Origin of the sequence: Streptococcus oralis subsp. oralis, from assembly GCF_002096435.1 — a bacterium.
Lineage (GTDB): Bacteria > Bacillota > Bacilli > Lactobacillales > Streptococcaceae > Streptococcus > Streptococcus oralis_AA.
Genome location: NZ_NCUI01000024.1, coordinates 156,664 through 182,116 on the forward strand (window position 1 = coordinate 156,664; position 25,453 = coordinate 182,116).

Annotated in this window: 24 protein-coding genes and 2 tRNA genes; 24 read left to right on the forward strand and 2 right to left on the reverse strand. The window is 40.7% G+C overall.

From position 1 onward, the window contains the following. Positions 1 to 57 precede the first annotated feature (57 nt). From B7723_RS04280 to B7723_RS04345, 14 genes are all read left to right on the forward strand, one after another. On the forward strand, positions 58 to 288 hold the full coding sequence (locus tag B7723_RS04280; protein WP_000037107.1) for a DUF2969 domain-containing protein: 231 nt from the start codon (positions 58 to 60) through the stop codon (positions 286 to 288). A gap of 49 nt (positions 289 to 337) precedes the next feature. Further along, positions 338 to 418: transfer RNA gene (locus B7723_RS04285), tRNA-Tyr, on the forward strand. Between the two features lie 8 nt (positions 419 to 426). After that, a tRNA-Gln gene (locus B7723_RS04290) sits at positions 427 to 498 on the forward strand. A 164-nt stretch (positions 499 to 662) separates the two neighbouring features. Continuing rightward, complete coding sequence (gene rpsA / locus B7723_RS04295; protein ID WP_001001617.1) at positions 663 to 1,865, forward strand: 30S ribosomal protein S1; 1,203 nt, start codon at positions 663 to 665, stop codon at positions 1,863 to 1,865. Between the two features lie 82 nt (positions 1,866 to 1,947). Continuing rightward, on the forward strand, positions 1,948 to 2,445 hold the full coding sequence (locus B7723_RS04300; RefSeq protein ID WP_084849781.1) for a GAF domain-containing protein: 498 nt from the start codon (positions 1,948 to 1,950) through the stop codon (positions 2,443 to 2,445). Further along, entirely contained in the window at positions 2,445 to 4,103 is a 1,659-nt protein-coding gene (gene dnaX / locus B7723_RS04305; RefSeq protein ID WP_084849780.1) for a DNA polymerase III subunit gamma/tau, read from the forward strand. The genes B7723_RS04300 and dnaX overlap by 1 nt, the downstream gene beginning before the upstream one ends. Positions 4,104 to 4,130: 27 nt before the next feature. After that, positions 4,131 to 4,325, forward strand: coding sequence for a DUF3272 family protein (locus B7723_RS04310; RefSeq protein ID WP_000198269.1), 195 nt, complete (start codon positions 4,131 to 4,133; stop codon positions 4,323 to 4,325). A gap of 151 nt (positions 4,326 to 4,476) precedes the next feature. Continuing rightward, positions 4,477 to 5,247 (forward strand): Fe-S cluster assembly ATPase SufC, encoded by a 771-nt coding sequence (sufC, locus tag B7723_RS04315; RefSeq protein ID WP_084849779.1) that lies wholly within the window; start codon positions 4,477 to 4,479, stop codon positions 5,245 to 5,247. A gap of 27 nt (positions 5,248 to 5,274) precedes the next feature. Beyond that, the gene (gene sufD, locus B7723_RS04320; RefSeq protein ID WP_084849778.1) at positions 5,275 to 6,537 is read left to right on the forward strand and encodes a Fe-S cluster assembly protein SufD; all 1,263 of its coding nucleotides are present in this window, start codon (positions 5,275 to 5,277) and stop codon (positions 6,535 to 6,537) included. 10 nt (positions 6,538 to 6,547) lie between these two features. Then, a complete protein-coding gene (locus B7723_RS04325; protein WP_084849777.1) occupies positions 6,548 to 7,774 on the forward strand; it encodes a cysteine desulfurase in 1,227 nt (408 codons plus the stop codon). Beyond that, positions 7,761 to 8,201, forward strand: coding sequence for a Fe-S cluster assembly sulfur transfer protein SufU (sufU, locus tag B7723_RS04330; protein WP_084849776.1), 441 nt, complete (start codon positions 7,761 to 7,763; stop codon positions 8,199 to 8,201). The genes B7723_RS04325 and sufU overlap by 14 nt, the downstream gene beginning before the upstream one ends. Positions 8,202 to 8,258: 57 nt before the next feature. Then, the gene (sufB, locus tag B7723_RS04335) at positions 8,259 to 9,671 is read left to right on the forward strand and encodes a Fe-S cluster assembly protein SufB (RefSeq protein ID WP_084849775.1); all 1,413 of its coding nucleotides are present in this window, start codon (positions 8,259 to 8,261) and stop codon (positions 9,669 to 9,671) included. 19 nt (positions 9,672 to 9,690) lie between these two features. Next, on the forward strand, positions 9,691 to 10,260 hold the full coding sequence (locus B7723_RS04340) for a hypothetical protein (protein WP_084849774.1): 570 nt from the start codon (positions 9,691 to 9,693) through the stop codon (positions 10,258 to 10,260). Between the two features lie 214 nt (positions 10,261 to 10,474). After that, entirely contained in the window at positions 10,475 to 11,872 is a 1,398-nt protein-coding gene (locus tag B7723_RS04345; RefSeq protein WP_084849773.1) for an APC family permease, read from the forward strand. 22 nt (positions 11,873 to 11,894) lie between these two features. Here B7723_RS04345 and B7723_RS04350 read toward each other — a convergent pair whose 3' ends face one another. After that, positions 11,895 to 12,743: a YitT family protein gene (locus B7723_RS04350; protein ID WP_000619787.1), complete on the reverse strand. Its 849-nt coding sequence runs from the start codon at positions 12,741 to 12,743 to the stop codon at positions 11,895 to 11,897. 141 nt (positions 12,744 to 12,884) lie between these two features. Here B7723_RS04350 and B7723_RS04355 point away from each other — a divergent pair, with 141 nt between their 5' ends. Both B7723_RS04355 and B7723_RS04360 read left to right on the forward strand, forming a co-directional pair. Then, positions 12,885 to 13,721 (forward strand): DegV family protein, encoded by an 837-nt coding sequence (locus B7723_RS04355; RefSeq protein WP_084849772.1) that lies wholly within the window; start codon positions 12,885 to 12,887, stop codon positions 13,719 to 13,721. 107 nt (positions 13,722 to 13,828) lie between these two features. Continuing rightward, positions 13,829 to 14,104 carry an HU family DNA-binding protein gene (locus tag B7723_RS04360; RefSeq protein ID WP_001284636.1) on the forward strand — a complete coding sequence of 92 codons (276 nt, stop codon included), beginning with the start codon at positions 13,829 to 13,831 and terminating at the stop codon, positions 14,102 to 14,104. 134 nt (positions 14,105 to 14,238) lie between these two features. Here the strand turns inward: B7723_RS04360 and B7723_RS04365 are convergent, their stop codons facing one another. Next, a complete protein-coding gene (locus tag B7723_RS04365; protein ID WP_076984597.1) occupies positions 14,239 to 15,225 on the reverse strand; it encodes an L-lactate dehydrogenase in 987 nt (328 codons plus the stop codon). 193 nt (positions 15,226 to 15,418) lie between these two features. Between B7723_RS04365 and gyrA the strand changes: the two genes are divergently transcribed. From gyrA to udk, 8 genes are all read left to right on the forward strand, one after another. Further along, the gene (gene gyrA / locus B7723_RS04370; protein WP_084849771.1) at positions 15,419 to 17,887 is read left to right on the forward strand and encodes a DNA gyrase subunit A; all 2,469 of its coding nucleotides are present in this window, start codon (positions 15,419 to 15,421) and stop codon (positions 17,885 to 17,887) included. Then, a complete protein-coding gene (locus B7723_RS04375) occupies positions 17,887 to 18,633 on the forward strand; it encodes a class A sortase (RefSeq protein WP_000018505.1) in 747 nt (248 codons plus the stop codon). The genes gyrA and B7723_RS04375 overlap by 1 nt, the downstream gene beginning before the upstream one ends. A gap of 195 nt (positions 18,634 to 18,828) precedes the next feature. Continuing rightward, positions 18,829 to 19,626, forward strand: a complete 798-nt coding sequence (locus B7723_RS04380; protein ID WP_084849770.1) for a formate/nitrite transporter family protein — start codon at positions 18,829 to 18,831, stop codon at positions 19,624 to 19,626. 149 nt (positions 19,627 to 19,775) lie between these two features. After that, on the forward strand, positions 19,776 to 21,056 hold the full coding sequence (locus tag B7723_RS04385) for an O-acetylhomoserine aminocarboxypropyltransferase/cysteine synthase family protein (protein ID WP_000196319.1): 1,281 nt from the start codon (positions 19,776 to 19,778) through the stop codon (positions 21,054 to 21,056). Between the two features lie 94 nt (positions 21,057 to 21,150). Beyond that, a complete protein-coding gene (locus tag B7723_RS04390; RefSeq protein ID WP_049549804.1) occupies positions 21,151 to 22,425 on the forward strand; it encodes a DUF2130 domain-containing protein in 1,275 nt (424 codons plus the stop codon). A gap of 25 nt (positions 22,426 to 22,450) precedes the next feature. Then, positions 22,451 to 23,698, forward strand: coding sequence for a glutamyl-tRNA amidotransferase (locus tag B7723_RS04395; RefSeq protein ID WP_084849769.1), 1,248 nt, complete (start codon positions 22,451 to 22,453; stop codon positions 23,696 to 23,698). A gap of 28 nt (positions 23,699 to 23,726) precedes the next feature. Next, the gene (gene truB / locus B7723_RS04400; RefSeq protein ID WP_084849768.1) at positions 23,727 to 24,605 is read left to right on the forward strand and encodes a tRNA pseudouridine(55) synthase TruB; all 879 of its coding nucleotides are present in this window, start codon (positions 23,727 to 23,729) and stop codon (positions 24,603 to 24,605) included. Between the two features lie 111 nt (positions 24,606 to 24,716). Beyond that, on the forward strand, positions 24,717 to 25,355 hold the full coding sequence (udk, locus tag B7723_RS04405) for a uridine kinase (protein WP_045591120.1): 639 nt from the start codon (positions 24,717 to 24,719) through the stop codon (positions 25,353 to 25,355). Positions 25,356 to 25,453: the final 98 nt, after the last annotated feature.

The window sequence follows — 25,453 nt, forward strand, 5'->3', positions numbered from 1 at the left end:
TTTCTTGCTAGTTTGAGCATTTTCTTGTACAATAGAAAAAGTGAAAAGAGGTGCAGTATGAGTAAAAAAGATAAGAAAATTGAAATCCAATTAACAGATGCAAAAGTGACTGTTGGAAAAGACAGCTATGAAGGATACGTTTTGACGATCGGGAAAAAGGTTATTGGGGAAATTGCCGAATTAGATAGCCAATTTGCCATCATAAAGAATGGAAATGTCGATAGTTTTTATAAAAAACTTGAAAAAGCTGTGGAAATTTTGATTGAAAACTATAATTTGACAAAATAATACTTGTTTTATTGAAAATTTCATGATATAATAGTTCTCGTTAAACATTGGAGAGATAGCGAAGAGGCTAAACGCGGCGGACTGTAAATCCGCTCCTTCGGGTTCGGGGGTTCGAATCCCTCTCTCTCCATTCATCAATGGGGTATAGCCAAGCGGTAAGGCAAGGGACTTTGACTCCCTCATGCGTTGGTTCGAATCCAGCTACCCCAGTTCTTAGGTAATAAATTCAAGATAAAAAGAAAAATATCTTAGGGTATTTTATTTTTATAATTGAAAGACGTGAACGATATGAACATGTCTTTGCGGGTGCTTAGGAAAAAAATTATAAGTATGTCAAGTTTTTGAAAAAACTTGATTGTTGGAGGATTTTTTAGATGAACGAATTTGAAGATTTGCTAAATAGCGTTAGCCAAGTTGAGCCTGGTGATGTTGTTAGTGCTGAAGTATTGACAGTTGATGCGACTCAAGCTAACGTTGCAATCTCTGGGACTGGTGTTGAAGGTGTCTTGACTCTTCGCGAATTGACAAACGATCGCGATGCAGATATCAATGACTTTGTGAAAGTAGGAGAAGTATTGGATGTTCTTGTACTTCGTCAAGTAGTTGGTAAAGATACTGATACAGTTACATACCTTGTATCTAAAAAACGCCTTGAAGCTCGCAAAGCATGGGACAAACTTGTAGGACGCGAAGAAGAAGTTGTTACTGTTAAAGGAACTCGTGCCGTTAAAGGTGGACTTTCAGTAGAATTTGAAGGTGTTCGTGGATTCATCCCAGCTTCAATGTTGGATACTCGTTTCGTACGTAACACTGAGCGTTTCGTAGGTCAAGAATTTGATGCTAAAATCAAAGAAGTTGATCCTAAAGAAAACCGTTTCATCCTTTCACGTCGTGAAGTTGTTGAAGCAGCTACTGCAGCAGCTCGTGCTGAAGTATTCGGTAAATTAGCTGTTGGTGATGTCGTAACTGGTAAAGTTGCTCGTATCACTAGCTTTGGTGCTTTCATCGACCTTGGTGGTGTTGACGGATTGGTTCACTTGACTGAGTTGTCACACGAACGTAACGTATCACCTAAATCAGTTGTAACTGTTGGTGAAGAAATCGAAGTGAAGATCCTTGATCTTAACGAAGAAGAAGGACGCGTATCACTTTCACTTAAAGCAACAACACCTGGACCATGGGATGGCGTTGAACAAAAATTGGCTAAAGGTGATGTAGTAGAAGGAACAGTTAAACGTTTGACTGACTTTGGTGCATTTGTTGAAGTATTGCCAGGTATCGATGGACTTGTTCACGTATCACAAATTTCACACAAACGTATCGAAAATCCAAAAGAAGCTCTTACTGTTGGTCAAGAAGTTACTGTTAAAGTACTTGATGTTAACGCTGACGCAGAACGTGTATCACTTTCTATCAAAGCTCTTGAAGAGCGTCCAGCTCAAGAAGAAGGACAAAAAGAAGAAAAACGTGCTGCTCGTCCACGTCGTCCAAAACGTCAAGAAAAACGTGATTTCGAACTTCCAGAAACACAAACAGGATTCTCAATGGCTGACTTGTTCGGTGATATCGAACTTTAATCAAATTGATAATCGCAAAATCCTTTGTTTAAAACAAGGGATTTTTCTTTTGTCTCTTTCCCATTTTTGATATAATAGTTCTATGTTAGATTCAGAAAAACAATCACAATATCAATTGTTAAATGAGGAACTCTCTTATTTACTTGAAGGTGAGAGCAATGTTCTTGCCAATCTTTCGAATGCTAGTGCCCTCCTAAAATCTCGCTTTTCGAATACAGTATTTGCAGGTTTTTATCTGTTTGATGGTAGCGAGTTGGTTTTAGGTCCTTTTCAGGGTGGTGTTTCTTGTATTCGCATTCCGCTTGGAAAAGGAGTATGTGGAGAAGCTGCTGAGTTTCAAGAGACTGTTTTAGTTGGCGATGTGAGCACCTATCCAAACTACATTTCTTGTGATAGTATGGCCAAGAGTGAAATCGTAGTTCCCATGCTCAAGAATGGTCGATTGCTGGGTGTCTTAGACCTGGATTCTTCACTTATTGATGATTACAATGCCATTGACCGTGATTACTTGGAACAATTTGTCGCTATTTTGCTTGAGAAGACAGAATGGGACTTTACGATGTTTGAGGAGAAAGCCTAATGTATCAAGCACTTTATCGAAAATATAGAAGCCAAACTTTTTCACAACTGGTAGGTCAAGAGGTTGTGGCTAAAACCCTAAAACAAGCGGTTGAGCAGGAAAAGATTAGTCATGCCTATCTCTTCTCAGGCCCTCGTGGAACTGGGAAAACTAGCGTAGCCAAGATTTTTGCCAAGGCCATGAACTGCCCAAATCAAGTGGATGGAGAACCATGTAATCACTGCTATATCTGTCAGGCAGTGACAGAAGGAAGCCTAGAAGATGTTATTGAAATGGATGCAGCTTCGAATAACGGAGTCGATGAAATCCGTGAAATTCGTGACAAATCTACCTATGCACCTAGCTTAGCACGTTACAAGGTCTATATTATTGACGAGGTCCATATGCTGTCTACGGGAGCCTTTAATGCGCTTTTGAAGACGCTTGAAGAGCCGACTCAGAATGTCGTCTTTATCTTAGCGACTACCGAATTGCACAAGATTCCTGCAACTATTTTATCGCGTGTCCAACGTTTTGAGTTTAAATCGATTAGAACGCAAGATATCACAGCACATATTCATCATATTTTAGAAAAAGAAAATATCAGTTCTGAACCAGAGGCTGTGGCAATCATTGCTAGACGAGCTGAAGGTGGGATGCGGGATGCCTTGTCTATTCTGGACCAAGCCTTGAGTTTGACTCAAGGGAATGCTTTAACTACAGCTATCTCCGAGGAGATTACAGGCACCATTAGTCTATCAGCACTTGATGATTACGTAGCTGCCTTGGCCCAACAGGATGTCCCAAAAGCGCTTGATGCTTTGAATCTTTTGTTTGAAAATGGCAAGAGCATGACGCGTTTTGTGACGGATCTCTTGCAGTATTTGCGTGATTTACTGGTTGTTCAGACGGGTGGCGAAAATACTCATCATAGTCCAGTTTTTATGGACAATCTAGCTCTTTCTCAGGAAAGTCTCTTTGAAATGATTCGAATAGCGACTGTGAGTTTGGCGGATATGAAAGCTAGCCTGCAACCTAAGATTTATGCTGAGATGATGACCATTCGTTTAGCAGAAATCAAGCCTGAATCAGTGCTTTCAGGGGCTGTTGAAAGCGAAATTTCAGCACTGAGACAGGAAGTTGCCCGTCTCAAGCAAGAACTTGCCAATATGGGCACTGCTCCTAAACAAGTGGCGCCAGTCCCTAGCCGTCCAACCACTTCCAAGACTGTCTATCGAGTAGACCGTAATAAAGTTCAGGCTATCCTACAAGAAGCTGTTGAACATCCTGAATTGGCACGGCAAAACTTGATTCGCCTCCAGAATGCATGGGGAGAGGTAATCGAAAGCTTAGCTGGTCCTGATAAGGCTCTGCTTGTTGGTTCTCAGCCAGTTGCAGCAAACGAACACCATGCTATTTTAGCTTTTGAGTCTAATTTCAATGCTGGGCAAACCATGAAACGGGATAACCTCAATACCATGTTTGGCAATATTCTCAGCCAGGCGGCTGGATTTTCACCTGAAATCCTGGCAATTTCCCTAGAGGAATGGAAAGAGGTTCGTGCAGCATTTTCAGCTAAAAACAAGTCTTCTCAAGCAGATCAAGAGGTAGAAGAAGAGAGCCTGATTCCAGAGGGATTTGAATTTCTGGCTGATAAAGTCATGGTCGAAGAAGACTAAAAGTGGATTTCATGGTACAATAATCCTATGACTAGACAACAATTTATCGTGATAGCACTATTTACCGCTGCTGAGACTTATTTTTTCAATGAAGCTTGGATGACTGGTCGCTATTTCATGGCAGCCTTTTGGGCCATTCTACTTTTTCGAAATTTTAGGTTAAGTTATGTAATGGGGAAAATAGTAGATGCTATTGATCAGCACCTAAACCGCAAGGATTAGTCACTAGCTTCTAAACAAAATCAAAGCCTTTTAGGCTTTTTTTTGTTATACTAGTAGAGTATATTTATGGACCTTTTCTTGTATTTTTTGAGAAATGTAAGTGATTTCTCTAAGGATAAAGGGAGTAGGCCAGAAAAAGAAAGGAACTATCATGTCAGTATTAGAGATCAAAGATCTTCACGTTGAGATTGAAGGAAAAGAAATTTTGAAAGGGGTCAATCTGACTCTGAAAACAGGAGAAATTGCAGCTATCATGGGACCAAATGGTACCGGTAAGTCGACTCTTTCAGCCGCTATTATGGGGAACCCAAACTATGAAGTCACTAAAGGTGAAGTCTTGTTTGATGGTGTGAACATCCTTGAATTGGAAGTGGATGAGCGTGCGCGTTTGGGACTTTTCCTTGCTATGCAATACCCATCTGAAATCCCTGGAATTACCAACGCTGAATTTCTTCGTGCAGCTATGAATGCTGGTAAAGAAGATGATGAAAAGATTTCAGTTCGTGAGTTCATCACTAAACTAGACGAGAAAATGGAATTGCTCAACATGAAAGAAGAAATGGCTGAGCGTTACCTTAATGAAGGATTCTCTGGTGGTGAGAAAAAACGTAATGAAATTCTTCAGCTTTTGATGTTGGAACCAACTTTTGCCCTTTTGGATGAGATTGACTCAGGTCTTGATATTGACGCTCTTAAAGTTGTGTCGAAAGGTGTCAATGCTATGCGTGGTGAAGGTTTTGGTGCTATGATTATCACTCACTACCAACGTCTCTTGAACTACATCACACCAGACGTGGTACACGTGATGATGGAAGGTCGTGTTGTCCTTTCTGGTGGTCCAGAATTGGCTGCGCGTTTGGAACGTGAAGGATACGCAAAACTAGCTGAAGAACTTGGCTACGACTACAAGGAAGAATTGTAATTCCCTCGTATCTTTTAGGAGAAGTAAATGACTAAAGAGAATATTAAACTTTTTTCAGAAATGCACGCTGAACCAAGCTGGTTGTCAGACCTCCGTCAAAAAGCTTTTGATAAGATTGAGAGTTTGGAATTACCAGTTATTGAGCGTGTGAAATTCCACCGTTGGAATTTGGGGGATGGAACCATCACAGAAAGTGATCCTTCAGCAAATGTTCCAGATTTTACTGCGCTAGATAATCACTTGAAATTGGTGCAAGTAGGAACGCAAACTGTTTTTGAACAAACACCAGTTGAATTGGCTGAACAGGGTGTTGTCTTCACAGACTTCCATTCAGCTTTAGAAGAAATTCCAGAGCTGATCGAAGAATTCTTCATGTCATCTGTTAAGTATGACGATGACAAGTTGGCAGCCTACCATACAGCTTACTTTAACAGTGGTGCTGTTCTCTACATTCCTGATAATGTTGAGATTGCTGAACCAATCGAAGGTATTTTCTACCAAGACAGCGATAGCGATGTGCCATTTAACAAGCATATCCTCATCATTGCTGGTAAAAACTCTAAAATAAGCTATCTTGAACGTCTAGAGTCACGAGGTGGAGGTAGTGCGAAGGCAACTGCTAATATCACAGTCGAAGTGATTGCTCGTTCCGGTGCGCAAGTGAAGTTTGCGGCTATTGACCGCTTAGGTGAAAATGTCACTGCCTACATTAGCCGTCGTGGTAAACTAGGCAACGATGCAAGCATTGACTGGGCAATCGGTGTCATGAACGAAGGAAACGTCGTTGCGGATTTTGATAGCGACTTGATTGGAAATGGTAGCCATGCAGACCTTAAAGTCGTAGCTCTTTCAAGTGGCCGTCAGGTTCAAGGGATTGATACTCGAGTGACTAACTATGGTTGCAACTCTATCGGAAATATTCTCCAACATGGGGTTATCCTTGAAAAAGCAACTTTGACCTTCAACGGTATCGGTCACATCATCAAAGGCGCTAAGGGAGCAGATGCACAACAAGAAAGTCGTGTTCTCATGCTTTCAGACCAAGCACGTTCAGATGCCAACCCAATTCTTTTGATTGATGAAAATGACGTAACTGCAGGTCACGCAGCTTCTATCGGACAAGTAGATCCAGAAGATATGTACTATCTCATGAGTCGTGGCTTGGATAAGGCAACTGCAGAACGCTTGGTTGTTCGTGGTTTCCTTGGATCTGTTATCGTTGAGATTCCAGTCAAAGAAGTTCGAGACGAAATGATTGCAACTATCGAAGAAAAATTGTCAAAACGCTAAGGGGAAGCCTATGTTAGATGTAGAAGCGATTCGCAAGGATTTTCCAATTTTAGACCAGATTGTCAACGATGAACGTCTGGTCTATCTGGACAATGCTGCGACGACACAAAAACCACTAGCAGTTCTGGAAACAATCAACCGCTACTATAAGCAGGACAATGCCAATGTTCACCGTGGTGTTCATACCTTGGCTGAGCGAGCAACAGCTTCTTATGAAGCCGCTCGTGAGACCATTCGTAAGTTTATCAATGCAAGCTCTACAAAGGAAGTACTTTTTACCAGAGGAACGACAACCAGCCTTAACTGGGTGGCACGCTTCGCTGAGGAAATTCTCACTGAGGGAGACCAGGTCTTGATTTCTGTCATGGAACACCATTCCAATATCATTCCTTGGCAGAAGGCCTGCCGCAAGACTGGAGCGGAGCTTGTTTATGTCTATCTAAAGGATGGAGCCTTGGACATGGAGGATTTGCGAGCTAAATTGACTGATAAGGTCAAATTTGTCTCCCTAGCTCACGCCTCAAATGTTCTTGGTGTGGTCAATCCGATCAAGGAAATCACTCAAATGGCACATAAAGTTGGTGCTATTATGGTGGTGGATGGAGCTCAATCTACACCTCATATGAAGATTGATGTCCAGGACTTGGATGTGGACTTCTTTGCCTTTTCAGGTCACAAGATGGCTGGTCCGACTGGTATCGGTGTTCTTTATGGCAAGGAAAAATATCTCAATCAAATGTCTCCAGTAGAATTTGGCGGTGAGATGATTGATTTTGTCTACGAGCAATCTGCTAGTTGGAAGGAATTGCCTTGGAAATTTGAGGCTGGAACGCCAAATATGGCGGGTGCAATCGGACTTGCGACTGCAGTGGATTATCTAGAAACGATTGGCATGGATGCCATTGAAGCTCATGAACAGGAATTGATTGCATACGTCTATCCAAAACTGCAGGCAATTGAGGGACTGACTATCTATGGTTCACAGAATTTGGCTCAACGTTCGGGAGTCATCGCCTTTAACTTAGGTGATCTTCATCCTCATGATCTTGCAACAGCTCTGGATTATGAAGGCGTAGCAGTTCGTGCGGGTCACCATTGTGCGCAGCCCTTGCTTCAGTATTTGGAAGTCCCAGCAACAGCTCGTGCAAGTTTTTATATCTACAATACCAAGGCAGATTGCGACAAACTAGTCGATGCCCTACAAAAGACAAAGGAGTTTTTCAATGGCACTTTCTAAACTAGATAGCCTTTATATGGCAGTGGTGGCAGACCATTCGAAAAATCCACATCACCAAGGGAAGCTGGAAGATGCTGAGCAAATCAGCCTCAATAATCCAACCTGTGGGGATGTCATCAACCTCTCTGTCAAGTTTGACGCAGAGGACCGTTTGGAAGATATTGCTTTTCTAAATTCAGGATGCACGATTTCAACTGCCTCTGCTAGTATGATGACAGATGCAGTTTTAGGCAAGACCAAACAAGAAATTTTAGAGCTTGCGACCATTTTTTCAGAAATGGTCCAAGGTCAAAAAGATGACAGACAAGACAGTCTTGGAGATGCAGCTTTCTTATCTGGTGTTGCCAAATTCCCTCAACGAATCAAGTGTGCAACTCTAGCTTGGAATGCACTTAAGAAAACAATTGAAGATCAAGAAAAACAGTAAGACAAGTTTCTTTTGTCTTACGAATCAGTAGAAATAAAGAATGAAAGAAAGGATATTATGGCTGAAGAAAGAGTAGAACCAAAACCAATTGACCTTGGTGAATATAAATTTGGTTTCCATGACGATGTAGAGCCTGTCCTATCGACAGGGAAAGGATTGAATGAAGAAGTCATTCGCGAATTATCAGCTGCTAAGGGAGAGCCTGAGTGGATGCTAGAATTCCGTTTGAAGTCTTATGAAACCTTCAAAAAAATGCCTATGCAAACCTGGGGAGCAGACTTGTCAGAGATTGACTTTGATGATTTGATCTACTACCAAAAACCATCTGACAAACCAGCCCGTTCTTGGGATGAAGTTCCTGAAAAAATTAAAGAGACCTTTGAACGTATCGGGATTCCAGAAGCTGAACGTGCTTATCTAGCAGGTGCCTCTGCCCAGTACGAGTCAGAAGTGGTTTACCACAACATGAAGGAAGAGTTTGAGAAGTTAGGAATTATCTTTACAGATACGGATTCTGCCCTCAAGGAATACCCAGACTTGTTTAAACAATACTTTGCGAAGTTGGTACCGCCGACAGATAACAAGTTGGCAGCCCTCAACTCAGCAGTATGGTCAGGTGGAACCTTTATCTACGTGCCAAAAGGTGTCAAGGTAGATATTCCACTTCAAACTTACTTCCGTATCAACAACGAAAATACAGGTCAGTTCGAACGTACCTTGATTATCGTTGATGAGGGAGCAAGTGTCCACTACGTAGAAGGATGTACAGCACCAACTTATTCAAGTAACAGTTTGCACGCAGCCATTGTAGAAATTTTCGCTTTGGACGGAGCTTATATGCGATATACGACTATCCAAAACTGGTCTGATAACGTCTATAACTTGGTAACAAAACGTGCCAAAGCATTGAAAGATGCGACTGTTGAGTGGATTGATGGAAACTTGGGTGCTAAAACAACCATGAAATACCCATCTGTTTATCTAGATGGAGAAGGGGCGCGTGGGACCATGCTTTCTATTGCCTTTGCTAATGCAGGGCAACATCAGGATACTGGTGCCAAGATGATCCACAACGCACCGCATACAAGCTCTTCTATCGTGTCTAAATCTATCGCTAAAGGCGGCGGAAAAGTGGACTACCGTGGACAAGTAACCTTTAACAAAAACTCTAAGAAATCTGTCTCTCACATTGAGTGTGATACTATTATCATGGATGACTTATCAGCGTCAGATACCATTCCATTCAATGAAATTCACAACTCGCAAGTTGCTTTGGAACACGAAGCTAAGGTTTCTAAGATTTCAGAAGAACAACTCTATTACCTCATGAGCCGTGGATTGTCAGAATCTGAGGCAACCGAGATGATTGTCATGGGATTTGTCGAACCCTTCACTAAAGAGCTTCCAATGGAATATGCAGTTGAGCTGAACCGCTTGATTAGCTATGAAATGGAAGGATCTGTCGGATAAAAACCAAAAGGAGAAGCAAATGGGATTCTTAAAAAAATTATTTGGTAATGTTGAAAAAGCGAATAAAGGCGAAATTTCTGCCGAGGAAATTATTCCACCTTTTACAGTTGATTTAGTAGAAGAAGCAGATGATTATTGGCGACAAATGGAACAAAACCTCTTGATAAACGCTGTAAAAGCTGCTGGTGGTCCTGAGGCGGTAGAACGTGCTTTTGTTCTTGCTAATTTTAAGGATAATCAAGAAACCTTTGAGCTCTTTTATCAGGTAAATGGTCAACTTCTTTCATGGAGAGAGATGGATGCGACTGTAGTTGATAAAATCAGCAATCAACTCCTTCCACAAGCACCAGGTGTGGCACGTGCAGTTAATGAGAATTATGAAGAGGCAGATGTACCAGTAATCCAGTACGCTATGCTTCAGTTTGAAACTGCAACCATGGCTTGGTTTGGTCGGAAGCTGACAACAGCTTCTCCAGAAGCACAACTGACTTTTGAAGAATTGGTATCTGGTTGGCGCGCTATTTTGGAACAAGAAGTTCCAAATCGTCCTTTAGATAGTGACCGTCCCTTCCCTTATTTTGAAGTTTAAAAAATCCCAAATCCCCAAAAAACTTTCAATGGAGTATACTGTTGAGCCTACTCGCTTGATGAGTAACTAATTGAAAGAATCAGTGGGTAAAAATGCAAATTCTGAACAGAAATCCTTTCTGTTCAGAATTTTTTTCAAAAAAGAACCTAATAAATATTCACAAAACTGCTTTTATATGGTAAAATAGAACAATTACATTTAGTGGAGATGAAGAATGAATATTTTTAGAACCAAGGATGTTAGTCTGAGACAGACAGAGATGCATCGCCATTTGAAATTGTGGGATTTGATTCTTCTAGGGATTGGTGCCATGGTGGGGACAGGGATTTTCACCATTACAGGAACAGCAGCGGCTACCTTAGCTGGTCCATCACTAGTGATTTCCATTGTGATTTCTGCCCTGTGTGTTTCTCTTTCAGCCCTCTTTTTCGCAGAATTTGCCTCTCGTGTGCCTGCTACTGGTGGTGCTTATAGTTACCTCTATGCGATTTTAGGAGAATTGCCAGCCTGGATTGCTGGCTGGCTGACCATCATGGAATTCATGACGGCTGTTTCAGGTGTGGCGTCTGGCTGGGCAGCTTACTTTAAGGGATTGCTCAGTAATTATGGTATCTCCATGCCGCAAGCCTTGAATAGCACCTTTAACCCTAAACAGGGAACCTATATTGATCTTCTGCCTATTTTAGTACTAACATTGGTAACGGGATTGGTTTTATTAAATTCTAAGGCAGCTTTGAGATTTAATTCGCTTTTAGTGGTCTTGAAATTCTCAGCTCTCGCCTTATTTATCCTAGTTGGTATTTGGTACATCAAGCCTGAAAATTGGACGAATTTTGCTCCATTTGGTTTTGGTCAACTATATGGTGGAAGTACTGGGATTATGGCGGGTGCATCTTTGATGTTCTTTGGTTTTCTCGGATTTGAGTCTATTTCCATGGCAGTTGATGAAATTCAAAGTCCGCAAAAAAATATTCCCCGCGGAATTGTCCTTTCTCTGACAATCGTCACCATTCTCTATGCTTTGGTAACCTTAGTATTGACAGGGATTGTTCACTACAGTAAGCTCAATGTGGACGATGCAGTAGCATTTTCATTACGGAGTATTGGTATCGGCTGGGCGGCAAATTATGTTTCGCTTGTAGCCATTCTATCCCTGATAACCGTATGTATCTCTATGACTTATGCTTTGTCTCGGATGATTTATAGCTTAGCACGTGATGGACTTTTACCTCAAAGTTTCAAACAATTAAGCAAGACTAGTCGCGTTCCTAAAAATGCGACTCTCTTAACAGGAGTTGCTTCAGCTATTGCTGCAGGAGTCTTTCCTCTAGCCAGTATTGCAGCCTTCTTAAATATTTGTACGCTAGCTTATCTGATTTTGCTAGCCTACGGAATAATAAAACTCAGAAAGGATAAGGGCATGCCAAAAGAGGGAGAGTTTAAAACACCCTTGGTGCCACTTTTGCCAATTCTTTCCATTCTTATCTGTGTTTCCTTTATGCTTCAATATAGTCTAGATACCTGGATTGCCTTTAGCATCGCTCTTGTAGTTGGTCTAGTCATTTACTTTACTTACGGGTTCCGCCATTCAACCCTCGCAGAAGAAGAATAAAAGCTGGGAATTCCCAGCTTTTTTAATCTTTCACATAAGTGAATCCTTCACCCAGAATTTCATGAGCCTCAGTGATGGTGATAAAGGCTTGAGGATCGATTTTGTGAATCATATCTTTCATTTTTACGATTTCGTTTCGACCGACGATACAGTAGATAATTTTTAAATCCTTTTTGCTGTAGTAGCCTTGACCAGATATAAAGGTAACGCCACGTCCGAGTTCATCGTTAATCTCTTTGGCCAATTGATCAGGATATTGGGTAATAATCATAAATCCTTTACCAGCATAACCTCCTTCGCCTATCAAGTCGATAACACGAGCGATGATAAAGTCAAACAAGAGGGTATAGGTAACTAGACGAAGATCCTGGAAGATAATCAAAATCAACATTAGGATAAAAAAGTCAATCCCAAAGAGCAATTTACCAATCGAAATATTGGTGTATTTGTTGAGGATACGGGCAACGATATCAGAGCCACCAGTGGTTCCACCAGCATTAAAGATAATTCCTAAACCAACCCCCAGTAAGACTCCTGAGACTAAAGCAACAATGATGAGATCACCTTGCAAGTCGATGTGCAAAGGAATACGCTCAAAAATTGCTAGCCAAACGGAAAGTGAAATAGATCCAAGAAGGCTGGAGTAGAGGGTCTTAGGTCCAAATATTTTCCAAGCCAGGATAAATAAAGGGATATTAATCAAGAGGTTCATCAATGAGACAGGAATCTTAAAAAGGTAGTAGGTAATCAAGGTAATACCTGTCGCCCCTCCCTCAAATAAATGATAAGGAACAACAAAGTAGGTAAGACCGAAGGCATAGATAGCAGCTCCAAGAATAATGGTGATAATCGGTTGAAGTTTTCGAATCATGGCTGTTCCTCACTTTTCTATAGATAGATTATACCAAAAATTCAGTTCTTTTCATCGGATCACTTATGATTTTTTATCATTTTTTTGATATAATAAAGGAGAAAATCCCAATCCTATCAAGAAGAATAGAAAGATTGAATTATGACACAAGTAAAAATTGTAACGGACTCTTCTGTTACTATCGAACCAGAAGTAGTTAAAGAATTAAATATCACAGTTGTCCCTCTATCAGTTATGATTGATAGTGTGCTTTATTCGGATGCAGATTTGAAAGAGGGAGAATTCCTTCATCTTATGCAACAAAGTAAGAATCTGCCTAAAACAAGCCAGCCCCCTGTGGGAGTGTTTGCTGAGGTCTTTGAAGAACTAGGTAAAGATGGCAGTCAAATTATCGCCATTCACATGTCCCATGCCTTGTCTGGAACTGTGGAAGCTGCTCGCCAAGGGGCCAGCCTCTCAACTGCTGATGTAACGGTTCTTGATAGTTCCTTTACAGATCAAGCAATGAAGTTCCAAGTTGTTGAAGCTGCAAAACTTGCTAAAGAAGGTAAAGATTTAGAAACGATCTTGGCTCATGTAGAGGACGTCAAAAATCATACAGAACTCTATATCGGTGTTTCGACGCTAGAAAACTTAGTTAAGGGTGGTCGTATTGGACGTGTGACAGGATTACTAAGCTCACTCTTGAATATTCGTGTAATAATGCAGATGAAGAACCACGAACTCCAACCAATCGTCAAAGGACGTGGAGCGAAAACGTTCAAAAAGTGGCTTGAGGAATTAACCAATACTCTTTCCCAAAAATCAGTTGCAGAAATTGGAATTTCTTATGCTGGAACGAACGAATGGGCGAATGAGATGAAGGCATTATTGCAACCTTATGTTGAGAAGCCAATCTCTGTATTGGAAACTGGCTCTATTATTCAAACTCATACTGGAGAGAATGCTTGGGCGATTCTAATTCGCTACAATTCCTAAAAAAATAGAGAAAAAATAGTCAAAATAGTGTTTTTGACTTGACCTATAGCCGATTTTAGGATATGATTATATTTGTTAATTAGAAATTATTTGGAGGATTTGTTAACATGGCAAACAAACAAGATTTGATCGCTAAAGTAGCAGAAGCTACAGAATTGACTAAGAAAGATTCAGCAGCAGCAGTTGACGCTGTATTTGCAGCAGTAACTGAATACCTTGCAGCTGGTGAAAAAGTTCAATTGATCGGTTTCGGTAACTTTGAAGTTCGTGAGCGTGCTGCACGTAAAGGTCGCAACCCACAAACTGGTAAAGAAATCAAAATCGCAGCTTCTAAAGTTCCAGCTTTCAAAGCTGGTAAAGCTCTTAAAGACGCTGTTAAATAATGAATTTTCAAAAAGTCTGTCATATCAAGTATTCGAGCTTGTCTGACAGGCTTTTTTTATTGTTTATTTGAAAAGTTGAGTTATGATTTTGTGCAAAAAGAAAAAGGTTCCCATATTTGAGAACCTTCTTTTCATTAGTTTTTAGAAGCTGCTTGGAATTCAGGGTTTTTCCATGCTTCGTCAATGATAGCTTGCAATTCTTTAGCAGACGCTTGCATTTTTTGAGTTTCAGCGTCGTTCAATGGAATGTTTACTGGACGAACGATACCATGTGCACCAACAACAGCTGGTTGACCGATAAAGACGTTCTTAACACCGTATTGACCTTCTTGGAAGACTGAAAGTGGAAGTACTGCATTTTCGTCATCAAGAATTGCTTTTGTGATACGAGCAAGTGCTACAGCGATACCGTAGTATGTAGCTCCTTTTTTGTTAATGATTGTGTAAGCAGCGTCACGAACACCTTCGAACAATTCAATCAATTCAGATTCTTGAACGTTTTGAGTGTCTTTAAGGAATTCTTCAAGGTTTACACCAGCGATGTTAGCATGTGACCAAACCGCAAATTCAGAATCTCCGTGTTCACCCATGATGTAGGCGTGAACTGAACGAGCATCAACATCCAATTTTTCAGCAAGTGCTTGACGGAAACGTGCTGAGTCAAGTGAAGTACCTGAACCGATAACACGTTCTTTAGGGAATCCAGAGAATTTCCAAGTTGAGTAAGTCAAAACGTCAACTGGGTTAGCTGCAACAAGGAAGATACCATCGAACCCTGATTCAACAACTTGTGTTACGATTGATTTGTTGATAGCCAAGTTTTTACCTACAAGGTCAAGACGAGTTTCACCTGGTTTTTGAGGAGCACCTGCAGTGATAACAACAAGGTCAGCGTCTGCACAGTCAGAGTATTGAGCAGCGTAGATTTTTTTAGGTGAAGTGAAGGCAAGGGCGTGGCTAAGGTCAAGCGCATCACCAACAGCTTTTTCGTGTAATTGTGGAATTTCGATAATTCCAAGCTCTTGTGCAATTCCTTGGTTAACAAGTGCGAAAGCGTAAGATGAACCTACGGCACCGTCACCAACAAGGATCACTTTTTTGTGTTGTTTAGTTGAAGTCATTATCTAAACATCTCCTTCATTTTTTTTAGGGGAATCCCCAGACAATTTCATTCTATCACTTTTGAAAAGCTTTGTCACGAATATTCTATTCGGTTATCGATGTAAACGTTTTAGTGGTTTTCAAAGACTGAAATGAAGGACAAATTATGGTATAATATATCTAATTACTAATAGTGAAATGAGGCATTTATGAATGCAGGATAGAAATTTAGTGAATGTCAATCTGACAAAGGAGATGAAGACCAGCTTTATCGACTACGCCATGAGCGTTATCGTTGCGCGGGCCCTTCCTGATGTTCGAGATGGCTTAAAACCTGTTCACCGTCGTATTCTATACGGAATGAATGAACTAGGTGTTACACCAGACAAACCTCATAAAAAATCAGCCCGTATTACAGGGGATGTTATGGGTAAATACCACCCACACGGAGATTCCTCTATCTATGAAGCTATGGTTCGTATGGCTCAGTGGTGGAGCTACCGTTACATGCTTGTTGATGGGCATGGAAACTTTGGTTCTATGGACGGGGACGGTGCTGCCGCGCAGCGGTACACTGAGGCACGTATGAGCAAGATTGCTCTTGAAATGCTTCGTGATATCAATAAAAACACCGTTGATTTTGTAGATAACTACGATGCTAACGAACGTGAACCCTTGGTTTTGCCAGCTCGTTTTCCAAACCTTTTGGTCAATGGGGCAACTGGCATCGCTGTTGGGATGGCAACCAATATTCCACCTCACAACTTGGGTGAAACCATTGATGCAGTGAAGTTGGTTATGGATAATCCTGAAGTGACGACTAAGGACTTGATGGAAGTCTTGCCTGGTCCAGATTTTCCGACTGGTGCTCTTGTCATGGGGAAATCAGGTATCCATAAGGCTTATGAGACTGGTAAAGGTTCCATTGTCCTTCGTTCTCGTACAGAGATTGAAACCACTAAGACGGGTCGTGAGCGCATCGTTGTAACGGAATTCCCTTATATGGTTAATAAAACCAAGGTGCATGAGCATATTGTTCGCTTGGTTCAGGAAAAACGAATTGAGGGCATTACAGCCGTACGTGATGAGTCCAACCGTGAAGGCGTTCGCTTTGTAATCGAGGTTAAACGCGACGCGTCTGCCAACGTTATCCTTAACAACCTCTTCAAGATGACCCAGATGCAAACCAACTTTGGTTTCAACATGTTGGCGATTGAAAATGGCGTGCCAAAAATCTTGTCCCTTCGTCAAATTTTGGATGCTTATATCGAGCACCAAAAAGAAGTGGTTGTTCGCCGTACTCGTTTTGACAAGGAAAAAGCCGAAGCGCGTGCGCACATCTTAGAAGGTCTTTTAATTGCACTTGACCATATCGATGAAGTGATTCGTATCATTCGTGCCAGTGAAACAGATGCGGAAGCGCAAGCTGAGTTGATGAGCAAGTTCAAGCTTTCTGAACGTCAAAGTCAAGCCATCCTTGATATGCGTCTTCGTCGTTTGACAGGATTGGAACGTGATAAGATTCAGTCTGAATATGATGAGTTGATTGCCTTGATTGCAGATTTGGCTGATATTCTTGCCAAACCTGAGCGCGTGGCGCAAATTATCAAAGAGGAATTGGACGAAGTCAAACGCAAGTTTGGTGACAAGCGTCGTACGGAGTTGATGATCGGAGAAGTCTTAACTCTTGAAGATGAAGATTTGATTGAAGAAACGGATGTCTTGATTACCCTTTCTAATAAGGGCTATATCAAACGTTTGGACCAAGGTGAATTCACTGCTCAAAAACGTGGTGGCCGTGGAGTTCAAGGTACGGGAGTTAAGGATGATGACTTTGTGCGTGAGTTGGTTTCAACCAGCACCCATGATCATTTGCTCTTCTTTACCAATAAAGGACGCGTATATCGACTGAAAGGTTATGAAATCCCTGAATACGGTCGTACTGCTAAGGGCTTGCCAGTTGTCAATCTATTGAAGTTGGACGAAGGTGAGAGTATTCAGACCATCATCAACGTTGAGTCTGAACGTAGTGATGACGCTTATCTCTTCTTTACAACTCGTCATGGTGTCGTGAAGAGAACCAGTGTCAAAGAGTTCGCTAATATTCGTCAAAATGGACTTAAAGCTTTGAATCTTAAGGATGAAGACGAATTGATTAATGTCTTGCTGACAGAAGAAGATACGGATATTATCATAGGTACCAAGTTTGGTTATGCCGTTCGCTTTAATCAATCAGCTGTTCGTGGCATGAGCCGTATCGCGACAGGTGTCCGAGGAGTCAATCTTCGTGAAGGGGACACAGTAGTTGGTGCTAGCGTGATTACGAACCAAGACGAAGTTCTTATCATCACTGAAAAAGGATATGGTAAACGTACACTTGCTACTGAATATCCTACTAAAGGCCGTGGTGGTAAAGGGATGAAGACAGCCAATGTTGCTGAGAAGAATGGTCCTCTGGCAGGTCTTCTTACTGTTAAAGGAGATGAAGACCTGATGATTATCACAGATACAGGTGTCATGATCCGTACTAACGTTGCCAATATTTCACAAACTGGACGCTCAACTATGGGAGTTAAGGTGATGCGTCTAGATCAGGATGCTAAGATTGTGACCTTTACAACGGTTGCTGCGGCAGAAAAAGAAGAAGTTGGGACTGAAATTGAAACAGAAGGTGAAGCATAATGTCTCATAAAAAAACGAAAAATAAGAAGAATAAGCGCAGAAATCTATTTATTAATATTTTAGCAGGTTTCTTAATCCTTTTATCGCTAGCTTTAATTTTTAATTCAAAGATTCGCGATATCTTTTTGGTCTGGAATACCAATAAATACCAAGTCAATCAAGTCACTAAGGAAAATATAGATGAAAATCTAAAAACCGAAGGGAATTTTGATTTTGACTCTGTTAAGTCTATTTCATCCGAAGCTGTATTGGCTTCACAATGGGATGCTCAGAAACTTCCCGTTATTGGAGGTATTGCTATTCCCGAAGTGGAGATTAACTTACCGATTTTTAAAGGTTTGGACAATGTAAACCTGTTCTACGGAGCAGGGACCATGAAACCAGATCAAAAAATGGGAGAAGGCAACTATTCTCTAGCAAGTCACCATATCTTTACTGCTGAAAATGCCAGTCAAATGCTCTTCTCACCTTTGGTCAATGCCAAAGCGGGTATGAAAATTTATCTGACGGATAAGGATAAAGTTTATACTTATGAGATTACAGAAGTAAAACGTGTTACACCAGACCGTGTAGATGAAATCGATGATCGTATTGGTGTGCAGGAGATTACTTTGGTTACTTGTGTTGATTATGATGAAACCGAGCGTATAATCGTCAAAGGTATCTTTAAAGAATCAAAAGCTTATTCTGAGACTTCTGAGGATATTTTGAAGGCCTTTAATCAACCGTATAGACAACGATATTAAGAATGAACCAGTGAAGTGCTATTTCACTGGTTTTTTATATGAATAAATAGAATCAAAATAGTTCTTATGAAAAAGGTTTGTAAGCCTTACGATATAGATTTTTAAGATAAATATTTTAGAAATTTACAGAAAACGCTTTCGAGAAAATAAGAATTATGTTATAATTATCACAAATAAAAGTTTTAGGAGTTTTTTATGGTCTCTTCAGAATTTATCTCAAAGATTGAATTTGCTTGCAAGAAGAAAGAAAGTCTTTATAGCCAAAGTAAATTTAAGTATGCGATTCGTTCCATGTTTGCAGGTGCCTTTTTAACATTTAGTACGGCTGCGGGCGCGGTTGGGGCTGACTTGATTAATAAGATCGCTCCAGGTAGTGGTCGCTTCCTTTTCCCATTCGTTTTTGCTTGGGGATTGGCCTACATTGTTTTCTTGAATGCTGAGTTGGTAACTTCGAATATGATGTTTTTGACAGCTGGTAGTTTCTTGAAAAAAATCTCATGGAGAAAAACAGCTGAGATTTTGCTTTACTGTACCTTGTTCAACCTTATCGGAGCCTTGATAGCAGGTTGGGGCTTTGCTCACTCAGCAGCCTATGCAAATCTAACACATGATAGCTTCATTTCAGGGGTTGTAGAGATGAAGTTAGGTCGTTCCAATGAGCTAGTCTTGCTTGAAGGTATTTTAGGCAATATCTTTGTAAACATTGCCATTCTTTCCTTTGTTTTGGTGAAAGACGGTGGCGCCAAACTTTGGCTTGTCTTATCAGCAATTTACATGTTTGTATTCTTAACAAACGAACACATTGCTGCGAATTTTGCTTCTTTTGCGATTGTTAAGTTCAGTGTTGCAGCTGATTCAATTGCTAACTTTGACATACCTAATATTCTTCGTCACTGGGGTGTAACCTTTGTCGGGAACTTTATCGGAGGAGGTCTCTTGATGGGCTTGCCTTACGCCTTCCTCAATAAAAACGAAGATACTTATGTAGATTAAAAAACGGGCACGAGTTAATCGTGCTTTTTTGTTTGATGTGTAAGACTAGTCATAGTTGTTCCTTATATCAAAATATAGAAAAACGGTATTGGAAAAGACTAGCACAAGATGATACAATATCCCTAATGAAGCTATTTGGAGGTCGTCTTATGACTCGTGATTTTAAATTTGAAACTCTACAATTACATGCTGGGCAAGTCGTTGATCCAGCGACCAAGTCTCGTGCAGTACCGATTTATCAAACAACATCCTTCGTTTTTGATGACACGCAGGAAGGTGCGGATCTGTTTGCTTTGAGAAAACCGGGGAATATCTATACCCGTATTACCAACCCTACAACAGCGGCATTTGAAGAAAGAATCGCTGCACTTGAAGGTGGTGTTGGAGCACTAGCGACCGCATCAGGTATGGCTGCTGTAACCTACACTATTTTGGCGCTTGCTCACGCAGGTGACCATGTGGTGGCTGCGTCAACTATTTACGGTGGGACCTTCAACCTCTTGAAGGAAACCCTTCCTCGTTATGGGATTACAACAACCTTTGTCGATGTGGATAATTTGGAAGAAGTGGAAGCAGCTATCAATGACAATACCAAGCTTGTCTTGATTGAAACCTTGGGGAATCCCTTGATTAACATTCCTGACTTGGAAAAATTGGCTGAGATTGCGCATAAACACCAGATTCCTCTCGTTTCGGACAATACTTTTGCCACACCATATTTGATTAACGTCTTCTCTCACGGTGTAGATATTGCCATTCACTCAGCAACTAAGTTTATTGGTGGACATGGTACGACTATTGGCGGTGTCATCGTGGACAGTGGTCGTTTTGATTGGGCAGCTTCAGGAAAATTCCCTCAATTTGTTGAGGAAGATCCTAGCTACCACAACTTGAGCTATACTCGTGATGTGGGTGCAGCAGCCTTTATTATCGCTGTTCGTGTTCAATTGCTCCGTGATACAGGTGCGGCCTTGTCGCCATTTAACGCCTTTCTCTTGCTCCAGGGACTTGAAACTCTCTCTCTTCGTGTGGAACGCCATGTGCAAAATGCAGAGAAAATTGTTGATTTCCTTGTCAACCATCCTAAGGTAGAGAAGGTAAATTATCCAAAACTAGCTGACAGTCCATATCATGCCTTGGCTGAGAAATATTTGCCAAAAGGTGTGGGTTCAATCTTTACCTTCCATGTCAAAGGTGGAGAGGCAGAAGCTCGTAAAGTAATTGATAATTTGGAAATCTTCTCTGACCTTGCGAACGTTGCAGATGCCAAATCGCTTGTTGTTCATCCAGCGACAACCACTCACGGTCAGTTGTCAGAAAAAGATCTAGAAGCAGCAGGTGTCACACCAAACCAAATCCGCTTGTCAATCGGTCTTGAAAATGTAGAGGATTTGATTGAAGATTTGCGCTTGGCCTTGGAAAAAATTTAAAGTAAAAGATATAAACAGTGGGTTTCGACTCACTGTTTTTGATTTTCCCTCAGGCATGATATAATGGTTAGAGAAGTCTAGAAAGAGGAAAGATATGAACGAAATCAAATGTCCAAATTGTGGGGAAGTCTTTACAGTAAATGAGAGCCAGTATGCTGAACTTTTATCCCAAGTGAGAACAGCTGAGTTTGATAAGGAATTACACGATCGCATGAAGCAGGAGCTGGCCTTGGCTGAGCAAAAGGCTATGAATGAGCAACAGACTAAACTGGCTCAAAAAGACCAAGAAATTGCGCAACTGCAGAGTCAAATCCAAAACTTTGATACAGAGAAAGAGTTGGCCAAGAAAGAAGTTGAACAGACAAGTCATCAGGCTTTATTGGCAAAGGACAAGGAACTACAGGCCTTGGAAAACCAATTGGCCACCTTGCGTTTGGAGCATGAAAATCAACTGCAAAAGACCCTTTCTGATTTAGAAAGAGAGCGTGATCAGGTCAAAAACCAGCTCCTCTTGCAAGAAAAGGAAAATGAGTTGTCTTTGGCTTCTGTTAAGCAAAATTACGAAGCCCAGCTCAAGGCAGCCAGTGAACAAGTCGAATTTTACAAGAATTTCAAAGCCCAACAATCCACAAAAGCTATCGGGGAAAGTTTGGAACAGTATGCAGAGAGTGAGTTTAACAAGGTTCGTAGTTTTGCCTTTCCAAATGCCTACTTTGAGAAGGATAACAAGGTCTCTGCGCGTGGATCTAAGGGAGACTTTATCTTCCGTGATTTTGATGAAAATGGTCTAGAGTTCATTTCCATCATGTTTGAGATGAAAAATGAAGCGGACGGAACAGAGAAGAAGCACAAGAATGCGGATTTTTACAAGGAATTGGACAAGGACCGTCGGGAGAAGAACTGTGAGTATGCCGTTTTGGTGACCATGCTTGAGGCCGATAACGATTACTTTAACACAGGGATTGTTGACGTCAGCCACGAGTATGAAAAGATGTATGTGGTTCGTCCTCAGTTCTTTATCCAGTTGATTGGTCTCTTGCGAAATGCGGCGCTTAATTCCCTAAAATACAAACAAGAGTTGGCCTTGGTTCGAGAGCAAAATATCGATATTACACATTTTGAGGAAGATTTGGATGCCTTTAAAGTAGCTTTTGCCAAGAACTATAACTCCGCTTCGACCAACTTTGGTAAAGCTATCGATGAAATCGACAAGGCTATCAAACGCATGGAAGAGGTTAAGAAATTCCTAACCACATCCGAAAACCAACTCCGTCTCGCTAATAACAAATTGGAAGATGTTTCAGTTAAAAAATTGACCCGAAAAAATCCAACTATGAAAGCGAAATTTGAAGCGCTGAAGGGCGAGTGAGATTACCTTAAAAACAGGAGTTCCTATGAAAAAATCTTTGAAATTCTCGGAAATTTATATTGCTTATTTACCATTAGTTGTATTTTTTCTTAATCTCCTATATGGTCTTTTAAATATTGAAGGCGTAGGCGATACTGACTCAAGATATAATTTATTCTTTGCTATTTTTGGATTTATTCCAACTATATTCGGTTATGGAATTAGTTTTTTGGCTAATCTTCTGGTGGGGATATCTTATGTGCGAAAAGTAAAAAATGAATCGAAACGCATCATTGCTTTCCTATTGATTGGAAATATTTTTTTAGCAATTTTTCTGATGTTTTTGTTAAGATTTAAAATGATTGTTTCCTTTGACTTTATAAAAGATATTGACCTTTGGAGTTTCATTTTTTCATTATTTTTATTTCCGTATTTAGATTGGATTTATCAAAAGGAAGACTATAATCCAAAATTAAGTCGTAAGTTACTTATTCTATTTTTGATTGGGATTTTTTCTCCACTTATAGGAAATACAATTCAAACCCACTTTAGAAATAATGCTAAAGTTCAACAATTAAAAGAGTTTTATTCTTCTAGGGGAATGAATTATGATGTTGCTCTTAAAAGAGTAGAAATAGATAGTAACGTTTCAGATATTAGTATTTTTGATGTATCGGATAATGGAATGACTATCCAAGTAGGTGCTAAGTACATTCGTCAAAAATTAACACAGGTCAGTTTCATTAATGAGAATTATGGTTTTAAAGAATTCTTGAGGCTTTCTGCATCGAGCCAAGAAGCTCAGACAGTTCTGAATGATTTTAAATCAGCTGTAGAAAGTACAATACAAAAGAAAGGATATGATATAGTAGTTATTGATGATAAAGAACAGCCATTAGCTAGCCCTGGTTTTAAAATATCAAATTCATATAGGATAACTCCTTTAATAAAAGAAAAGGCTCTTCAAAATCAAAATTCATTCAGTAAAGAAAAACAAGCTTTTAGAGGATATGCGACTCTTTCTGTTAAAGACTTTATGAAGGAGGGAGCACTTTGCTCGCATTTAACACTTAGCAAAAGCAACCTATTGGAACTAGGAGATATTGATTTTTCAAGCTTTCCAGATGGATATTACAACATAAATGCTGACTACTTTTCGGTTGTTAATGGAAAATATAAACAGCTTGAAAAGGATGATAATTTTGAATATATTTTACCAATTGAGTCGGGTAAACCATTTTACTCTGAGGATTTATATGATATTAAAAAAATTGATTTAAACAATGAGGAATAGAAGTGAAAGGGAAACTAGAAAGCAACACATGAACGGTATTATCAACTTAAAAAAAGAAGCGGGCATGACCTCGCATGATGCAGTTTTTAAGCTGCGTAAGATTTTGGGAACCAAGAAAATTGGTCATGGAGGTACCTTAGATCCTGATGTTGTGGGTGTTTTGCCCATTGCAGTTGGCAAGGCAACCCGCATGGTCGAATTTATGCAGGATGAGGGTAAGGTCTATGAGGGAGAAATCACTCTTGGTTATTCAACGACGACTGAGGATGCCAGCGGAGAAGTGGTCGCAGAGACACCCGTTTTGTCTCCCTTGGATGAAACCATTGTCGATGAAGCGATTGCGAGTCTGACCGGACCTATTACCCAGATTCCGCCTATGTATTCGGCTGTCAAGGTTAATGGTCGCAAGCTCTATGAGTATGCGCGTGCTGGTCAGGAAGTGGAGCGTCCAGAACGTCAGGTGACTATTTATCAATTTGAGCGGACTAGTTCGATTTCTTATGACGATCACCTCGCACGTTTTACATTTCGTGTGAAATGCAGTAAGGGGACTTATATCCGTACCTTGTCAGTTGACTTGGGAGAGAAGCTTGGTTATGCGGCCCATATGTCCCATCTGACACGGACTAGTGCTGCAGGGTTACAACTGGAGGATGCTCTTACCTTGGACGAAATTGCTGCAAAAGTGGAGGCTGGTCAACTGGACTTTCTCCATCCTCTTGAAATTGGAACGGGGGATCTTGTCAAAGTTTTCCTAAGTCCAGAAGAGGCTACAGAAGTGCGCTTTGGTCGTTTTATCAAGCTAGACCAAACGGACCAAGAATTAGCTGCCTTTGAGGGAGATACATTGCTAGCCATTCTAGAAAAAAGGGGCAATCTCTACAAGCCAAGAAAGGTTTTTGGCTAGTCTAACTGGAGTGAGGGGATGGATTTGTTTCCCCTAGACTATCCAAATCAGACTATAAATTTTGCAAAAAATGTGATAGAATAGACGACGGATAAAAAAACGGAGGGTAGCATGCAAAATAGACCAATCATTATCGGAGTGACAGGTGGTTCTGGTGGAGGAAAAACAAGTGTTTCAAGAGCCATTTTATCGCACTTTCCTGATGAAAAGATTTCCATGATTGAGCATGATTCATACTACAAGGATCAGTCTCACTTGACCTTTGAAGAGCGTGTCAAAACCAATTACGACCATCCATTTGCCTTTGATACAGACCTGATGATCGAGCAGATTAAGGAATTGTTGGCAGGGCGCCCAGTGGACATCCCGACTTATGACTATACAGAACATACACGGAGTAGCAAGACCTATCGTCAGGAGCCTCAGGATGTCTTTATCGTTGAGGGGATTTTGGTCTTGGAGGACAAGCGTCTGCGCGATTTGATGGATATCAAGATTTTTGTGGATACAGATGATGATGTGCGTATTATTCGTCGGATCAAGCGTGATATGGAAGAGCGTGGCCGTAGTCTGGATAGCGTGATTGACCAATATCTAGGTGTGGTCAAACCTATGTACCACCAGTTCATTGAGCCGACCAAGCGTTATGCCGATATCGTCATTCCTGAAGGGGTCAGCAATACTGTTGCTATCGACCTTTTGACCACCAAAATTTCTAAGATTTTGGAAGAAGCACGAAACAGCAAATAATCAGATGAGGAGGCAATGCCTCCTTTTTCTATTTTTCCTTTGGTTTCAGTATGCAAAAGGAGATTTTTAATCATCTTTTTGGTATAATAATACCCATG

Excerpts from the sequence above, each read along its gene's own strand:
- B7723_RS04280 (WP_000037107.1), top strand. The coding sequence starts at position 58 with ATGAGTAAAAAAGATAAGAAAATTGAAATCCAATTAACAGATGCAAAA.
- rpsA (WP_001001617.1), top strand. The coding sequence starts at position 663 with ATGAACGAATTTGAAGATTTGCTAAATAGCGTTAGCCAAGTTGAGCCT.
- B7723_RS04300 (WP_084849781.1), top strand. The coding sequence starts at position 1,948 with ATGTTAGATTCAGAAAAACAATCACAATATCAATTGTTAAATGAGGAA.
- dnaX (WP_084849780.1), top strand. The coding sequence starts at position 2,445 with ATGTATCAAGCACTTTATCGAAAATATAGAAGCCAAACTTTTTCACAA.
- B7723_RS04310 (WP_000198269.1), top strand. The coding sequence starts at position 4,131 with ATGACTAGACAACAATTTATCGTGATAGCACTATTTACCGCTGCTGAG.
- sufC (WP_084849779.1), top strand. The coding sequence starts at position 4,477 with ATGTCAGTATTAGAGATCAAAGATCTTCACGTTGAGATTGAAGGAAAA.
- sufD (WP_084849778.1), top strand. The coding sequence starts at position 5,275 with ATGACTAAAGAGAATATTAAACTTTTTTCAGAAATGCACGCTGAACCA.
- B7723_RS04325 (WP_084849777.1), top strand. The coding sequence starts at position 6,548 with ATGTTAGATGTAGAAGCGATTCGCAAGGATTTTCCAATTTTAGACCAG.
- sufU (WP_084849776.1), top strand. The coding sequence starts at position 7,761 with ATGGCACTTTCTAAACTAGATAGCCTTTATATGGCAGTGGTGGCAGAC.
- sufB (WP_084849775.1), top strand. The coding sequence starts at position 8,259 with ATGGCTGAAGAAAGAGTAGAACCAAAACCAATTGACCTTGGTGAATAT.
- B7723_RS04340 (WP_084849774.1), top strand. The coding sequence starts at position 9,691 with ATGGGATTCTTAAAAAAATTATTTGGTAATGTTGAAAAAGCGAATAAA.
- B7723_RS04345 (WP_084849773.1), top strand. The coding sequence starts at position 10,475 with ATGAATATTTTTAGAACCAAGGATGTTAGTCTGAGACAGACAGAGATG.
- B7723_RS04350 (WP_000619787.1), bottom strand. The coding sequence starts at position 12,743 with ATGATTCGAAAACTTCAACCGATTATCACCATTATTCTTGGAGCTGCT.
- B7723_RS04355 (WP_084849772.1), top strand. The coding sequence starts at position 12,885 with ATGACACAAGTAAAAATTGTAACGGACTCTTCTGTTACTATCGAACCA.
- B7723_RS04360 (WP_001284636.1), top strand. The coding sequence starts at position 13,829 with ATGGCAAACAAACAAGATTTGATCGCTAAAGTAGCAGAAGCTACAGAA.
- B7723_RS04365 (WP_076984597.1), bottom strand. The coding sequence starts at position 15,225 with ATGACTTCAACTAAACAACACAAAAAAGTGATCCTTGTTGGTGACGGT.
- gyrA (WP_084849771.1), top strand. The coding sequence starts at position 15,419 with ATGCAGGATAGAAATTTAGTGAATGTCAATCTGACAAAGGAGATGAAG.
- B7723_RS04375 (WP_000018505.1), top strand. The coding sequence starts at position 17,887 with ATGTCTCATAAAAAAACGAAAAATAAGAAGAATAAGCGCAGAAATCTA.
- B7723_RS04380 (WP_084849770.1), top strand. The coding sequence starts at position 18,829 with ATGGTCTCTTCAGAATTTATCTCAAAGATTGAATTTGCTTGCAAGAAG.
- B7723_RS04385 (WP_000196319.1), top strand. The coding sequence starts at position 19,776 with ATGACTCGTGATTTTAAATTTGAAACTCTACAATTACATGCTGGGCAA.
- B7723_RS04390 (WP_049549804.1), top strand. The coding sequence starts at position 21,151 with ATGAACGAAATCAAATGTCCAAATTGTGGGGAAGTCTTTACAGTAAAT.
- B7723_RS04395 (WP_084849769.1), top strand. The coding sequence starts at position 22,451 with ATGAAAAAATCTTTGAAATTCTCGGAAATTTATATTGCTTATTTACCA.
- truB (WP_084849768.1), top strand. The coding sequence starts at position 23,727 with ATGAACGGTATTATCAACTTAAAAAAAGAAGCGGGCATGACCTCGCAT.
- udk (WP_045591120.1), top strand. The coding sequence starts at position 24,717 with ATGCAAAATAGACCAATCATTATCGGAGTGACAGGTGGTTCTGGTGGA.